The sequence below is a fragment of the Oceanobacillus sp. FSL K6-0251 genome (assembly GCF_038004725.1).
Classification (GTDB): domain Bacteria; phylum Bacillota; class Bacilli; order Bacillales; family Amphibacillaceae; genus Oceanobacillus; species Oceanobacillus oncorhynchi.
The window spans coordinates 3,661,780-3,677,292 of sequence record NZ_JBBORS010000001.1; the positions used below are offsets into that span (position 1 = coordinate 3,661,780).

At 41.5% G+C, this 15,513-nt stretch carries 11 protein-coding genes; all 11 read right to left on the minus strand.

The genetic code is table 11. From position 1 onward, the window contains the following. Positions 1–94: 94 nt before the first annotated feature. On the minus strand, positions 95–778 hold the full coding sequence (gene bshB2 / locus MKY45_RS18295) for a bacillithiol biosynthesis deacetylase BshB2 (RefSeq protein ID WP_042530210.1): 684 nt from the start codon (positions 776–778) through the stop codon (positions 95–97). A gap of 44 nt (positions 779–822) precedes the next feature. Next, positions 823–1,176, minus strand: coding sequence for a YojF family protein (locus MKY45_RS18300; protein ID WP_040978834.1), 354 nt, complete (start codon positions 1,174–1,176; stop codon positions 823–825). A gap of 330 nt (positions 1,177–1,506) precedes the next feature. Further along, positions 1,507–4,380: an excinuclease ABC subunit UvrA gene (gene uvrA, locus MKY45_RS18305; protein WP_042530208.1), complete on the minus strand. Its 2,874-nt coding sequence runs from the start codon at positions 4,378–4,380 to the stop codon at positions 1,507–1,509. A gap of 7 nt (positions 4,381–4,387) precedes the next feature. After that, positions 4,388–6,370, minus strand: a complete 1,983-nt coding sequence (uvrB, locus tag MKY45_RS18310; RefSeq protein ID WP_193064294.1) for an excinuclease ABC subunit UvrB — start codon at positions 6,368–6,370, stop codon at positions 4,388–4,390. Between the two features lie 232 nt (positions 6,371–6,602). After that, positions 6,603–7,802, minus strand: coding sequence for a PDZ domain-containing protein (locus tag MKY45_RS18315; protein WP_042530204.1), 1,200 nt, complete (start codon positions 7,800–7,802; stop codon positions 6,603–6,605). Positions 7,803–8,026: 224 nt separating this feature from the next. Next, positions 8,027–9,502, minus strand: a complete 1,476-nt coding sequence (locus MKY45_RS18320) for a S41 family peptidase (protein ID WP_256706334.1) — start codon at positions 9,500–9,502, stop codon at positions 8,027–8,029. A 394-nt stretch (positions 9,503–9,896) separates the two neighbouring features. Then, on the minus strand, positions 9,897–11,507 hold the full coding sequence (locus MKY45_RS18325; protein ID WP_212928326.1) for a murein hydrolase activator EnvC family protein: 1,611 nt from the start codon (positions 11,505–11,507) through the stop codon (positions 9,897–9,899). Positions 11,508–11,702: 195 nt separating this feature from the next. Then, the gene (gene ftsX / locus MKY45_RS18330; RefSeq protein ID WP_042530201.1) at positions 11,703–12,599 is read right to left on the minus strand and encodes a permease-like cell division protein FtsX; all 897 of its coding nucleotides are present in this window, start codon (positions 12,597–12,599) and stop codon (positions 11,703–11,705) included. Next, complete coding sequence (ftsE, locus tag MKY45_RS18335; protein ID WP_042530199.1) at positions 12,589–13,275, minus strand: cell division ATP-binding protein FtsE; 687 nt, start codon at positions 13,273–13,275, stop codon at positions 12,589–12,591. The genes ftsX and ftsE overlap by 11 nt, the downstream gene beginning before the upstream one ends. A 664-nt stretch (positions 13,276–13,939) precedes the next feature. After that, positions 13,940–14,254 carry a c-type cytochrome gene (locus MKY45_RS18340; protein WP_042530197.1) on the minus strand — a complete coding sequence of 105 codons (315 nt, stop codon included), beginning with the start codon at positions 14,252–14,254 and terminating at the stop codon, positions 13,940–13,942. A 94-nt stretch (positions 14,255–14,348) separates the two neighbouring features. Then, positions 14,349–15,450, minus strand: a protein-coding gene (gene prfB / locus MKY45_RS18345) for a peptide chain release factor 2 (protein ID WP_139089017.1) whose coding sequence is annotated in 2 segments (ribosomal slippage) — positions 14,349–15,377 and positions 15,379–15,450 — 1,101 coding nt in all. Because the reading frame shifts where the segments join, the coding sequence is not laid out codon by codon here. Positions 15,451–15,513 lie beyond the last annotated feature (63 nt).

Here is a 15,513-nt window from a genome sequence, read left to right on the forward strand (position 1 = left end):
ATGGATATGTGTGCTTCTACTGGTATATACGAAAATAGAAATGAAAAAGTTTCATTTCTATTTTCCCTCTCCCTATTCTTTTTAAACAAAACAATTAGTTGGAGCTGTTCTTTTCAAAATCCCAAGTATAAAAACGTTCCATCGCCTGATGCTCAATCAGTTCATTTTTCACTTCTTCATCGATTTCATCCATCTGTTTAAACCAGCCAAACATGCCTGCTACCTGAGAATCATGAGACAGAACCGTTTGCAGCTTTTTATCAAACGTATCATGGACATCATTCACGATATCAGGGCTTCCTAAATCCTCTTCATGACCATTGGAAAAGGCTTGTGCCCATACTTTTGGTCTTTTCTCAGGAGTCATATCTTCTACAGCCTGAATCGCAGCTGCTCCCAAGGAATTATGATCCGGGTGCACAGCATAGCCGGGATAGTGTGTAATCACAAGAGAAGGTTTAATTTCTTCTAAATAGCTTCTTAAATGATCGGCCACCTCTTGTTTATCTTCAAATTCAATCGTTTTATCACGGTATCCGAGCATTTTCAGTTCCATATCTAACGTTTCACATGCCTGCTTCAACTCTTTTTTACGAATTTCAGGCAAGGATTCCCGATTTGCAAATGTCGGATTCCCCATATTCCTCCCCATTTGTCCTAACGTTCCACATAAATATGTTACTGGCACTCCATCTCTTCGAAACTGTGCGATGGAACCAGAAGCGCCGAATGCTTCATCGTCTGGATGCGGATAAATAACTACTACATGTTTCTCCATTACGTTCACCTATCTTTCTAGAATCAAGCTATATCCTTCGTTTTTTATTGATGAAAAGGCGTCTCACTAATTTCTAATGCCACCATTAACCGGCCTTCTCTGTCATGACCGGCCAGCAGCAATTGGTCTTCCTGATAAATCGTCCAGTCGGTCAGTCCTTCTGCATAAATCCAGCCAAGCTCCATTTTCAAACCAACACGATAGGAGTTCCCTTCTCCTATAATCTTTGCCTGTTTATAGGTTACTTTTGCATTACGTATATATGCACCAACGGTATAGGCATTGGCGTCTAAATGATTCGCATAAGCTCCATTTGTTGTTTCCAAATGAACATACACTTCTTTATTTAAGTAACTGTCCAGCGCCTGCTGAACTTTTTCAATTTCTATCGGCTTCATGTTTCAACCTCCACTTCTTATTCTTTTACTCTATCGAAATGCGGACAAATCGTCAATTAGATAGCTTATTCATACGAAAACAACGCTTTAAGCTGATTTAAAAATTACATTTGCACCCTATTCGTAAGATATTTACGTTTTATTATACCATAGTATTCTGATTGGATTGCAAATGTATGATGAAATAAACTATTTTTTCTCCAACAGCATTGTGATTTGCCTTAAAAACATTGTATCTATCTGCAAATGTTTTTACAGTCTGTGATTCTGTGATAAAACAAAGTCCATCTAAAGAGCAAAATTGCACTCTAAAGATGGACCGGCTATCCTCTATTTACTGCTGACTTTCTCTTTCAGCATGTCCTTCATACGTTCCTTATCGCGCTCTAACACAGGGCCAAGATACTTTCCTGTATAAGAAACATCTGCCTGTTCTGCGATTTTTTCCGGCGTTCCCTTCGCGATAATCTGACCGCCGCGGTCTCCGCCTTCCGGACCTAAATCAATAATATGATCCGCACTTTTGATGACATCCAGGTTGTGTTCGATAATTAAGACAGAATCCCCATTATCTACAAGTCTCTGCAGAACCTCCAGCAGACGGCGGATATCGGCAGAGTGAAGTCCTGTTGTCGGCTCGTCCAGAATATAAAATGTCTTTCCGTTAGAGCGTTTATGCAATTCACTCGCCAATTTCACACGCTGTGCTTCCCCGCCGGATAATGTCGTTGCCGGCTGACCTAACTTAATATATCCTAAGCCGACATCATAGATCGTTTGCAGCTTCCGTTTAATTTTTGGAATCGCAGAGAAAAACTCCAGTGCTTCTTCAATACGCATTTCCAAAACATCAGATATGCTTTTACCTTTATACTTCACTTCCAATGTTTCCCGGTTATAACGTGCTCCGTCACAAACCTCACAAGGGACATACACATCGGGAAGGAAATGCATTTCAATCTTGATGATTCCATCGCCGCGGCAGGCTTCACAGCGTCCGCCTTTAACGTTGAAGCTGAAACGGCCTTTTTTATAGCCGCGTATCTTCGCCTCATTTGTCTGGGCGAACACATCACGAATATCATCAAATACCCCGGTGTACGTCGCCGGATTGGAACGCGGTGTTCTCCCGATTGGAGACTGGTCGATATCAATGACTTTTTCAATATGCTCGATGCCTTTTATGCTTCGATATTTCCCTGGTTTTACTTTTCCTTTATATAATTCTTTTGCTAAGGATTTATAAATGATCTCATTAACCAGCGTACTTTTCCCTGAACCGGAAACCCCTGTGACAACGGTCATCAGACCAATCGGAATTTCAGCTGATACGTTTTTTAAATTATTTTCCGAAGCGCCGGTAACTTTTATTTTGCGTTTATCCGCTTTTTTACGTTTTGACGGCACAGGAATAAATTCTTTTCCAGATAAATAACGGCCCGTTAATGAATTCTCATTTGCCTTCACATTCTCCGGCGTATCACTGGCAACAATCTCCCCGCCATGCTCACCGGCGCCAGGTCCGATATCAATCAGCCAGTCCGCCGCAAGCATCGTATCTTCATCATGCTCCACCACAATCAGCGTATTATCTAAATCACGCATCTGTTTGAGTGTTTCAATCAGACGGTCATTATCCCGCTGATGCAGTCCGATAGAAGGCTCATCCAGCACATAAAGCACTCCTGTCAACGCAGAACCGATTTGTGTCGCCAGACGGATCCGCTGTGCTTCCCCTCCGGAAAGTGTTCCTGCTGAACGGGACAGCGTTAAATAATCCAAGCCGACATTATTTAAGAATGACAGCCGGTTATCTATTTCTCTTAAAATCAATCGTGCAATCTGACGGTCCTTTGCACTCAATTCAAGCTGCTTAAAGAAATCCATTGATTCCAGGATAGAAAAATCTGTTACCTGACTGATATGCTTCCCGTCAATTAATACAGCAAGCGCCTCTTTATTGAGACGGTTCCCTTTACAGGTTGGACAATTTTTCTGCGCCATATATTTTTCTAATGTCTCACGGATAAAATCCGAAGAAGTTTCTTTATATCTGCGTTCTACGTTCTTTAACACACCTTCAAATGCAACATCCTTCGTACGGGAGCTGCCAAAATCATTTTCATAATGAAAGTGGATTTTTTCTTTCCCGCTTCCATATAAAATTTTATCCATTTGTTCCTCAGGGATATCCTTCACTGGAACATCCATCGAAATGCCATAATGGTCGCAGACGCTTTTCAATAGCTGCGGGTAATACTGCGAGCTGATTGGCTCCCATGGTGCGATAGCATGCTCATTTAACGTCTTATCCCAATCCGGAATAACCAATTCCACATCGACCTCCAGCTTGGTGCCCAGCCCATCACAGCTTGGACACGCGCCAAAGGGGCTGTTAAAGGAGAATAAACGCGGCTCTAATTTCCCGATAGAGAAACCGCAAATCGGACAGGCATGGTTTTCACTGAATAACAATTCTTCATCATCAATAACGTCCACGATTGCATTGCCTTCTCCCAGCTTCAGTGCTGCTTCCAGGGAATCACTCAGCCGGCTTTCGATGCCGCTTTTAATAACAATACGGTCGATAACCACCTCGATAGAGTGCTTTTTATTTTTCTCCAGATTAATATCATCCGCAACCTCCATCATATCGCCATCAATTCGAACACGCACATAACCTTGCTTTTTCAAGTCCTCTAATACTTTAACATGTTCCCCTTTTCTGCCGGATACGACCGGAGCCAAAATCTGCATTTTCGTTCTCTCCGGATATTCCAGAACCCGGTCAACCATCTGCTGTACAGTCTGCGAGCTGATCTCGATACCGTGCTTCGGACAGGTCGGCTTCCCTACGCGTGCAAAAAGCAAACGCAAATAATCATAAATCTCGGTCACTGTTCCGACTGTCGATCTCGGATTTTTGCTGGTTGTTTTTTGGTCAATCGAAATTGCCGGAGACAAGCCCTCAATCACGTCCACATCCGGCTTGTCCATCTGTCCCAGAAATTGTCTTGCATAGGCAGACAGCGATTCTACGTATCTGCGCTGTCCTTCTGCATAAACGGTATCAAAGGCAAGGGAGGATTTCCCGGAACCAGAAAGCCCTGTAAGAACCACTAATTTATTTTTAGGAATATCCACATCGATATTTTTTAAGTTATGCGCTCTGGCACCTTGGATTTTTATAGATTTACTTGGCATAAAAAATTCATCCTTCCGCTTTAAGCTCCAAGAGAACATCTCTTAATTCTGCTGCTTTCTCGAAGTCTAGATTTTTGGCTGCCTGCTTCATTTCTTTTTCCATATTTTCGATGACTTTCTGCTTCTCTTTCTTCGTCATCTTCTTCATTTGCTTCGCTTCCGATTCATACGTTTCCGGTGCTTCCGCAGCAATTGTTGCCTGGATAACGTCGCGTACTTCCTTGCGAATCGTTTGCGGGGTAATGCCGTGTTTTTCGTTATATTCCTGCTGAACCATACGGCGGCGTTCTGTTTCATCAATTGCTTTTTGCATCGAATCGGTCATCTTATCAGCATACATAATAACTTTACCCTGTTCATTTCGTGCGGCACGACCCATCGTCTGAATCAGCGAACGCTCGGAACGAAGGAAGCCTTCTTTATCCGCATCCAAAATGGAAACTAAGGATACTTCCGGAATATCCAGCCCTTCCCGGAGCAGGTTGATTCCGACAAGCACATCATATTTCCCGACACGCAAATCACGGATTACTTCAATCCGCTCTAATGTTTTGATTTCCGAATGCAGATAAGCTACTTTTATCCCGATTTCTTTCAGGTAATCTGTTAAGTCCTCTGACATTTTCTTCGTTAACGTCGTAATCAACACGCGTTCATTGCGTTCCGTCCGCTTATTGATTTCACCTATTAAATCATCGATCTGCCCTTCAATCGGACGGACCTCCACCTCTGGGTCCAGTAAGCCGGTCGGACGGATGATTTGCTCTGTCATTTCTGGTGAATGCTCTAATTCATACGGTCCCGGTGTCGCCGAAACATAAACCAACTGATTGGTCTTTTCTTCAAATTCTTCAAACCGCAGCGGGCGGTTATCCATCGCAGAAGGCAAGCGGAAGCCATGATCCACTAATACCTGTTTCCGGGCCTGGTCCCCGTTATACATACCGCGAATCTGCGGCAGCGTCACATGGGACTCATCAATAATTACTAAAAAGTCCTCTGGAAAGAAATCCAGAAGTGTATAGGGCGTTGCTCCCGCTTCACGCAGTGTCAGCGGACGTGAATAGTTTTCAATCCCGGAACAAAAGCCCATTTCCCGCATCATTTCTAAATCATAATTGGTCCGCTGCTCGAGACGCTGCGCTTCCAGCAGCTTCCCGGCATCGTTTAATTCCTTCAACCGGTCTTCTAATTCTTTTTCAATATTTTTAATCGCAATTTTCATTTTCTCTTCACGGGTCACAAAGTGAGAAGCCGGGAAAATAGCTACATGCTCTCTGTCGCCGATGATTTCTCCCGTCAGCGCATCGACTTCACGGATCCGGTCGATCTCATCTCCGAAAAATTCTACCCGGATACAATGCTCCTCATGAGATGCCGGGATAATTTCCACGGAATCCCCGCGCACACGAAACGTCCCGCGCTGAAAATTAATATCATTTCTTGCATATTGAATATCTACTAATTCCCGCAGAAGCTGATCTCTTTCTTTTTCCATGCCAAGTCTAAGGGACAGCACCTGGCTTCTGTATTCTTCCGGGTTACCTAAACCGTAAATACACGACACACTCGCTACGATCAATACATCGCTTCGTTCAAAAAGCGCCGATGTCGCAGAGTGGCGCAATTTATCTATTTCATCATTGATGCTGGCGTCTTTTTCAATAAACGTATCGGTAGAAGGCACATACGCTTCCGGCTGATAGTAATCATAATAGCTCACAAAATACTCTACCGCATTGTTTGGAAAGAACTCTTTAAACTCACTGTAAAGCTGTCCTGCCAGTGTTTTATTATGTGCAATAACAAGCGTCGGCCGGTTGATTTCTTTCACCACATTGGACATCGTAAATGTTTTCCCCGTTCCAGTAGCACCGAGTAACGTCTGATGATGCTGGCCGGCAAGTACCTTATCTACAATTTCCTGAATAGCTGCCGGCTGATCACCCGCAGGCTCATAAGCAGAAACTAACTCAAATTGCTCATTCATCCTATTTCCTCCGTTCCATACCATAGCTATTTTCTATTATATCCTTTTCTCAAAAAACGAACAAGTATTCGTTCTTGTTTTTAAGAAATTATATATTTTTTTATATTATTATTGAAATAACCTCTATTTTCATTATAGCCTTTCTGTCAATCTTTCAATCCTCGTTTTATTGTTATAATCAAATAAGAATGCTTGGATGCAGCAGTAAACCACTGTTCCAAGCATTCTTATGTTAAGAGGCGTTTGTATTCTTTTCTCTTCTAGCTTTAAAAGGCTCTTCAGCAAATTGAAAGCCTAAGGAATGGTGCTCTCCTTCATACAGAGATCCTTGTACAAAACGAACCTCTTCCTCATGGTTCAAAACTTCCATTTTAATATAAGCTCCGCTTCCCTGCAGTGCTTCATAAAAAGCTTGGCTTGTCCGTACGTTTTTCCCGCCGACTCTGTAAATGACCTCGCCAGTCTCTATTTCCAGCCTGTCTGCCGGACTGCCAGGCAGCACGCCAACCACTCTCAGGCCTTTGGCATGCGGCTGATAGTACGGACGGCGCAAACGGTCTCCTTCGCGATAGCGATAATTCAAATACTCTTTTCCGATAATCGCCAAAATTATCGCAGCCAGGGAAAGGTACGGGATAAATACTCCGCCGACAGCAATAAGTAAAATACCGATTGCTAAAAAGGTATTTGCTTTTGCCAGCTTGTAAATCGCATCCTGATGAAAATGTCCTTTTGCTTTATAGTTAAACCCAATCAAAAATGGAATCAGTGCTAAGCCTAAGCTGGATTCTCCAATGGATAAATACGGCCACCAGGGAGCAAAGGAAGTAATTAATCCTTCAGGCACAAGCATCAGCAGAGGAACAACCGTTAATCGTTTGATTTGCTGTTCGCCTACCCAGACACCGCGGTCACTCAGCGTAATTCTTGGAAACGTATCTTGCTTTTCAATACGTTTAATGAACAGGGATTCTACAAAAAGAAGCAATCCCGCTAATACAGCTAACGCCGGAAGACTGCTTTCGTAAAGCAAGGAATAATCAATGACATCTTGCATGTCAATAAGATACGGTGCAAAAAACAAAATAAGAAAAGTCAGCCCAAGTGTATAGCTGGGAGACAATAATGTAAAATGCGTACTGATGCTTAATACAACAAAGCTTAACGCTAAAACGAGAAGTGTTTCATAAGAGAATACCATGCCTGTGCCAATAATGACGGCAGAAATCAGTATTCCGCTGATTAAGGAGACAAGCCAGGTCCGATGCCACTCCATAAACTTCGGATATATTTTTATCCCAAAATCGTACCGCTCCCGTTTGATTCGAAAATAACTTGCCATCGTCAATATAAATAAAAACCAGTATAATGCCGGATTCAGAAAAAATTTGCCTATACCTTTTGCCAATTCAATAAGCCATGCTTCCGCCAATACTCTTCACCTGCTTTGCAAATACAATTTGTTCATCCATCACATAGTGGTGGATGAACAAATCTCTTATTTTATCACGGAGAATCGCCCGTAAATCTTCCGTCTCAAAATAGAAAGTGGAAATATAATTAGTCAGAGGGGAGTTAACGGGCGCTAACTCCCTGAATCATTTAGGCTAATTCAGCGAGAGAAAAGCAACAACTCCCGCTGAATGAAGTTTCGTTTTATTGATAAAGTTCTTCTAAAGAGCGTTCCAGCTGTCGGTCGTCCTCTCCGTCCCGAATCCTTTCAATAACCTGTGTTTCAATTAAACCGCCTGTTTCTTCGTCTACTTCTCCAGTTGTTTCCAAGTCATTATCTTCCTGAAATTCTTCTACAGCTTGCTCTGTTTCTTCACTGAAATAACCGTCTGTTCTTCCAGTATCATATCCCAGTCCAGATAACATCACTTGCATATTTGCCACTGCTTCGCTTGTATGGTCAAACGTGAGCGGCTCGTCATCTGTCACTTGAATCGGAGTAGAGTAGTAGTAATCATCCTGCCTTTGTTCGACGGTCGGTTCCACTCCTTTTCCATCAATCCACTCGCCGCCAGGAGACAGCCATTTAAGAGTTGTCATTTTAATAGAACTGTCATCCCCAAGCGGAATAGCCTGCTGTACGGTACCTTTTCCAAAGCTTGTTTCTCCCACAACATCATAATCAAGCTCTTTCATAGCAACAGCGACAATTTCAGAAGCAGAGGCACTGCCTTCATCAATTAACACGCTGATTGGATAATCTTTCGCCTCATCCAGATTAGACACATACTCTTCTGCATTTCCATTCGCATCCTCGATTTGCAGATAAGGCATATCACTTGGAACAAATTGCTGTAAGATTTCTTCCGCAACATCTAACAGTCCGCCCGGGTTCCCGCGAACATCAATGACTAGACCGTCAATATCCTGCTCTTCCAGATCTGCCAGCTGTTCTTCAAATTCTTCTCCTGTATGTTCAGAGAAGTTTGTGATTTGAATAACTCCTGTATCCTTGCCATCTTCTGATTCCACTTCACTATATACGGTTTCCACCGGAATCGTATCTCTTTGAATCGTTACTTCAAATGGATCCGAAGTACCTGAACGCTGTATTTCTAAAACAACATCGGTTCCTTTTTCTCCGCGGATTTTAGCAACTGCCTCGTTTACATTCAATCCTTCTAAACTCTCTCCGTCCACACTTAAGACCTGGTCATTTGGACGCAGCCCTGCTTTTTCCGCAGGTGATTCTTTCATTGGCGACATAATGGTTATATAGCCGTCTATCTCACTGACCTCCGCACCAATTCCTTCAAACGAAGACTCAATCTGCTCGTTGAACTGCTCCATCATTTCACTATCTAAGTAAGAAGTATGCGGGTCTTCCAGCGTCGAAAGCATCCCTTCTATAGCGCCTTCCACCAGTTCATTATCATCAACATCTTCTATATAGTTTGATTTGATTAAATCAAAGGTTTGAGAAATCTTGTCTAAATCTGCCGGTAATTCAGCAGATGATTCTTCCTCGGCATTATCAGTTTCATTTTCTGAATTCGTTATTTCCAAAGGAGCGTTCCCCTCTGAATTTTGAGCTAATTTAACTCCGCCGTAGCCCCCTAACACACCGATAAGCAGAGCACCAATTAATATCAGTATGATTTTAGTTTGATTAAGCTTCATTTCTACACCTCTTTGTTGCTTCAAAAGCTTCCATCCAGCTCCGAAGTTGAATTAATATATCTATCACAAGCAGCAAATCATTTAGAAAAACTGATATTCGTAAAAATCATTTAAAAAGCGTATGTTCCTATATAAAAATAAAGACACTTCTCAAGTAAAACAAAGCATATTTATTTTCTAATAAAGAAATCATATCATGTTATCCAGTGAATGACTATGATTTTACACACAAACATTATCTAGAACCTTTCTTTTGAATAGACTATTCAGAACATTCTTCTGGCAGCTTTATTTAATAACAAGAAATCCGAACTAATTCACATTCTGCCTAAAAGCAAATGAAGTACTAGTTCGGATTTATTATTTGATAAATTTCTATTTATTTAGCTTTGAATTAATTCAAGTAGCCTGCCGGGTCAACCGGGTTCTTATAGCCTCCAGGGTGAATTTCAAAATGGAGATGGACACCAGTGGAACCTCCCGTATTGCCCATTACAGCGATTTGATCGCCTTGGCTCACCGTCTCGCCATTAGATACCGTAAAGCTATCCAAATGTGCATATAAGGTCGTATACTCCTGGCCGTTTATATTATGCGTAACCATCACCGTATTGCCATAACCACTCATTGAACCAGTATAAGCCACCACACCATCAGCAGCTGCACGAATTACTTTATCCGCTTCTCCGGCTTGCCCAAAATCCATTCCGTTATGCGGTCTGACATCTCCATGTATCGGATGTACACGATTCGGATCAAAAGGAGAAGTGGTCGGCCCGGAGGTTGGTCGAATAAAACCAGAACGATTGCTTGGCGCAGCATCTTCTGATTTCACCTCACCAGAAGCTCCGCTGGCTACTTGCACGTCCACATCACTTTCTTCTTCCTGCTGTTCTGTTTCTTCTTCACTGGAAGTATCTTCACTCTCTGATTCTTCCTCTGCCGGCTGGCTCTCTTGTTCCTGCTCTTCACTTTCTTCTTCCTGCTGCTCTGATTCTTGTTCACTTTCTGCCGCAGCTCGACGCGCTTCTTCCGCCTGACGTTCTTCTTCTGCCTTGCGCTCTGCTTCGGCTTCTGCCTCAGCACGTGCTTTCTCTTCTGCTTCCTTCTGTTCCAGATCATCCTTTTTACTTTGAGCAGACTCTAATGCAGATTGCTTCGCTGCTGCCTGAGCGTCAATCAGCTGCTGCTCCTCCTCAGCTGATAACTTCACTTCTTCCATTTCATCGTACTCAATTTCTAAGTCAGCTAATAACGTTTCTTTATCAGATATTTGTTCATCTAATTGGTCTTGCAATGCAAGCAGGTCATCATGCTGATCTTCAAGCGCTGCTTTATTTTCTTCTACAGCAACCTTATTTTCCTCAACCGTCACTTTACTTGCTTCCAGTTCCCCTTTATCGTCTTCCAGCTGCGCCTTATCATTAGCCTGTTCTTCCATAATAGATCTGTCAGAATCCATTACTTTATTCACCGCGGTACTGCGAGAGACGAATTCACTGAAATTTTGTGCACCAAAAATAACCTCTAAGTATTGAATTTCTCCACCATTCTGCTGAATACTGCGGAGACGGTCTTTAATGAGCGCATCTCGCTGTTCGATTCGCTCTTCTAAATCTACTATGTCTTCTTCTAATTCCTCTATACGATTAGACAATTCCTCTATTTCATCTGTTAAACTTTCAATCTCCTGATTGGTTGCTTCAATCTCGCCTTCTTTATCAGCGATATCTGATTGTGTCCGGCTCAATTCTTCATCTATGGATGAGATTTCACTTTCCACGTCACTTTGTTCTTTTTTGTTTGATTCAAGCTTTTCCTCCGAATCATCTTTCTTTTTCTTTGCTTCCTCTTTTTCCGATTCCAAATCAGACTTCTCTTTCTCCAGTTCGTTAATTTCATCTTCTACATCTTTTACAGACTCTGCTGAAACAGAATGTATTGGTGTCGTGACTGTGAGCAATGTAACCAGGCTGAATGCCGCAAGTGCTCTCAAGCTTCTCATATGTTGTTCCCCTCTCCATTTTGTTTCTGCTTTATAGTAAATTGTGATTTTTTTATCAGCTGAAAACTGCCCCCTATGTCTTTCTGCTCAGCTGACTATTCTATTTTAGAAAAACTCGTATTCACTGCGTTTGCAGCAAATGCGAGTTTTTCTTATTTTCCCTATATGGAACATAATCTTTATTTCTTTTGTATGCTAGACTTTTAAGAATTTACGTACACTCATCACGCTTCCCCAAACGCCGATTACTGCTCCTATCAGCAGTACCATCCCGGACAGCTGCCAAGCAAATGGATTGAATGGCAGAAGGTCTATAAATCGGAAGGTATTCGTTATACCTGGTAAGTTATGATAAATATAATAATAACCTCCCACGATAACGGCCATTGGGGTTATGGAACCAAGTATCCCTAACAGTGCCCCTTCCACAAAGAACGGCCAGCGAATAAAGGAATTCGTTGCTCCTACTAATTTCTGAATGCCAATTTCGGTACTTCTTGCAATAATTGTTATCTTGATTGTATTTGAAATTAAGAAAATAGCTGTAAATACCAGCGCTATAATCAATGCCATTCCAATTGCTCTTGCATAATTATTAAATTGGAAAAGCCGATCAACTACTTCTTGGCCATATAATACATCTTCTACGCTGTCTAACTCGCTGATTTGATTGGCAATAGCCTCTGTTTCCTCAGGAATGCCAGCTTCCACGATATATACATGGTTCAACGGGTTGTCCTGCTCCAGCATGACCCACGCCTGGCCGTCATCTCCCATACTGTCAATTAAGCTTTTTAATTCATTATCATTGGAAGAAAATTGAACCTCTGCCACACCATCTATCTGTTCAATTTCTTCACCGAGTTCGACAATTTGATCTTCATCTGCCGTTAATTCAATTAGCGTACTGATTTGTACATCCTGCTCGATATTCCTTGCCATTTGGTCAAGGTTCAGAACTAAAGCCAAAAATACAGCTACAAGAATTAAGGTTGTGGTTACGGCCGCAATGGAGGCAAAGGTCATCCAGCCATTCCGGAATATGTTTTTCATACCTTCACGTATATGTCTTAACAATGTTCTAAACTTCATAGCCGTAGTCACCCCGCTGTTGATCTCGTACAATATTCCCATCTTCAATTGCAATGACACGACGTTTAATTGTATTAACAATATGTTTACTGTGAGTTGCCATGATTATGGTTGTACCTTTTGAATTAATGTCTTCTAAAACTTCCATAATTCCCCATGAAGTATCCGGGTCCAGGTTTCCTGTCGGTTCATCGGCTATTACAACCTTAGGGTTATTTACAATCGCCCGTGCAATTGCCACACGCTGCTGTTCCCCGCCAGATAATTCACTTGGAATCATTTTTGCTTTATCCTCTAATCCTACAAGCTGCAAGACTTCTGACACTCTGCGTTTAATACTTTTTGGCGACGTTTCGATTACTTCTAAAGCAAACGCCACATTTTCATAGACTGTCAGTTTTTGCAGAAGTTTGAAATCCTGAAAGACAACCCCTATATCACGACGCAAGTATGGGATATGCCTTTCTTTTATTTTACTTAATTCTCGTCCATTAATGATTATCTTACCTTTTGTCGGCTTTGCTTCACGATAAATCAAACGAATAAAGGATGATTTACCAGCCCCGCTCGGCCCGACAAGATAAACAAATTCACCACGATCGATATGTATATTTATATCGTTCAGTGCTGTCACACCATTACTATATGTTTTGGATACATTCTCCATTGTTATCATTTCATGACCACCTAATTTAATATATTATTTCCGCTTATGACTTTAACCGTTACTGATATCTGTCTGATTAACTGCCAAAAAAATACATATTTTGCAAGCTCTATCTATTTATATATTTCTGTTATATTTTTATTTCTGCTATTTTATCTCTATCTTTTTTATATCATTAGAATTCATTTAAATAGATTTAAACGACCAAAAATAATTATAACATCTCTGTGTATTTTATGATGAAAAAATCGTATTACATTTTTATTTCAATTCGACAACTCTTGTAACAATCAAAAAAGAACACTAATTAAGCTCGGCATAGAGCGGTTTAACACAGCTTCTTATAATCGACAATTTTTTATGTTTACTAGTTGAAAAGGTTTTGTTTTAAAGGATAACGGGTAATTGAGCGGTTTGTGCTAAAACGACGGATTTTGGAATTTTTGAAAGGCTGGAGGGTACACTGTATTTCATGAAGAAGATTGATTTTTATCATTATTTCTATTTGAACATTCAAGTAAAAAGCAGCATTAACCCGCTATACCTAATAAACGAAGAACTATGAATGTAAACCTGATAACGACGAAATATCAATGCTTTTAAAATACTTTTTTTAAATAAAATGAGAAGAAGAGACACAGACGCTTGCCGTAAAGCAAACGTCTGTCCGTCCCTATTGTTCAATTAACCAGGATGCCAACTCTTCTAAGTCTTGTCCTTCTACTTGCGACTGCGGCGGCATGCTGCCAATACCTTCTTGGACGATATCCTCAATTTGTTCCTGAGAATATTTTGACCCAATATCAAGCAGTTCAGGACCGCCATTTCCAGAAAGGTCAGCACCATGACAGTTAGCACAGTTATTGCGATACACTTCCTCGCCAGCTTCTAAATTTTCAGCTGAATCGCTGTTGGTATCGTCTGCATTACCGCAAGCTCCCAGAATAATAACCATTCCCAGGAACAAGGCAGCTAATCCTTTTTTCATCGCCTCAATCCTCCTTGCCAGTTGCTACTATTAGTATATCTGCTTCGGTTTCATTCTACATAAATCATTATGAACAAAAAAGGACAATTGGTGTTTATTTCATTTGGGAACGGAGATATCCGTCAATAAATATATCCAGATTACCGTCCATTACTGCCTGCGTATTCCCTGTCTCCACATCTGTTCTATGATCCTTGACCATTGAATACGGGTGGAAAACATACGAACGAATCTGGCTTCCCCAGCCAATTTCCATTTGTTCTCCGCGAATTTCTGCTAGTTCTTGCCGCTGTTTTTCAATCTCCAGCTGATAAAGCTTTGATTTTAACATTTTCATCGCTTGTTCCCGGTTTTTGATCTGGGAACGTTCATTTTGACAGGTAACAATGATATTAGTCGGAAGATGCGTAATCCGTACAGCCGAATCCGTCGTATTGACATGCTGCCCGCCAGCGCCGCTTGCACGATACGTGTCTATTTTTAAATCCTCTGTTTTTACATCAATATCTACGTCGTCGCTCATCTCTGGTGTCACATCACAGGATACAAAAGATGTATGCCGTCTTCCTGAGGAGTCAAAAGGAGAAATTCGGACAAGACGATGAACCCCTTTTTCCGCTTTTAAATAGCCATAGACGTTATGACCTTTGATTAATAACGTAACGCTTTTCACACCAGCTTCATCTCCGGGGAGGTAATCAATGGTCTCCACAGAAAACGAATGGCTTTCCGCCCAGCGCTGATACATACGCAGCAGCATACTTGCCCAATCCTGCGATTCTGTACCGCCTGCTCCTGGGTGCAGCTCTAAAATCGCATTATTCGCATCGTAAGGCTCGCTCAATAAGAGCTGTAATTCAAATTTATTTACTTTCTCTTTAAAATCCTTCAGCTCTGACTGCAGATCTTCAAATAACTCTTGGTCATTTTCCTCTTTAACCAGCTCATAAGATACTTCCAGATTGTCTAATGTTTCTTCAATCTCTTCAAAAGAATCGACGTAGCTTTTTAATCCATTCGATTCTTGAATAACTGTTTGCGCTTGATTCTGATCATCCCAAAAAGCAGGATCGGCCATCAATGCTTCTAATTCAGCAATCCGTGCTTTCTTTTGTTCGAGGTCAAAGAGACCCCCTGAAATCTTCAACACGTGAAGTTATTTTTTCCAGTTCTTGTTTAATTTCGCTTAATTCCATATACTGATTCCTCCTAATATTGCTTTTCCTTGCCATGGTATAACAGGTGCTCTGTGCAGGAAA

Bases quoted from the DNA above. Each gene is read 5' to 3' on its own strand.
- MKY45_RS18320 (WP_256706334.1), bottom strand. From the start codon at position 9,502: ATGAAGCTTAATCAAACTAAAATCATACTGATATTAATTGGTGCTCTG.
- MKY45_RS18300 (WP_040978834.1), bottom strand. From the start codon at position 1,176: ATGAAGCCGATAGAAATTGAAAAAGTTCAGCAGGCGCTGGACAGTTAC.
- uvrB (WP_193064294.1), bottom strand. From the start codon at position 6,370: ATGAATGAGCAATTTGAGTTAGTTTCTGCTTATGAGCCTGCGGGTGAT.
- uvrA (WP_042530208.1), bottom strand. From the start codon at position 4,380: ATGCCAAGTAAATCTATAAAAATCCAAGGTGCCAGAGCGCATAACTTA.
- MKY45_RS18325 (WP_212928326.1), bottom strand. From the start codon at position 11,507: ATGAGAAGCTTGAGAGCACTTGCGGCATTCAGCCTGGTTACATTGCTC.
- ftsE (WP_042530199.1), bottom strand. From the start codon at position 13,275: ATGATAACAATGGAGAATGTATCCAAAACATATAGTAATGGTGTGACA.
- ftsX (WP_042530201.1), bottom strand. From the start codon at position 12,599: ATGAAGTTTAGAACATTGTTAAGACATATACGTGAAGGTATGAAAAAC.
- MKY45_RS18340 (WP_042530197.1), bottom strand. From the start codon at position 14,254: ATGAAAAAAGGATTAGCTGCCTTGTTCCTGGGAATGGTTATTATTCTG.
- bshB2 (WP_042530210.1), bottom strand. From the start codon at position 778: ATGGAGAAACATGTAGTAGTTATTTATCCGCATCCAGACGATGAAGCA.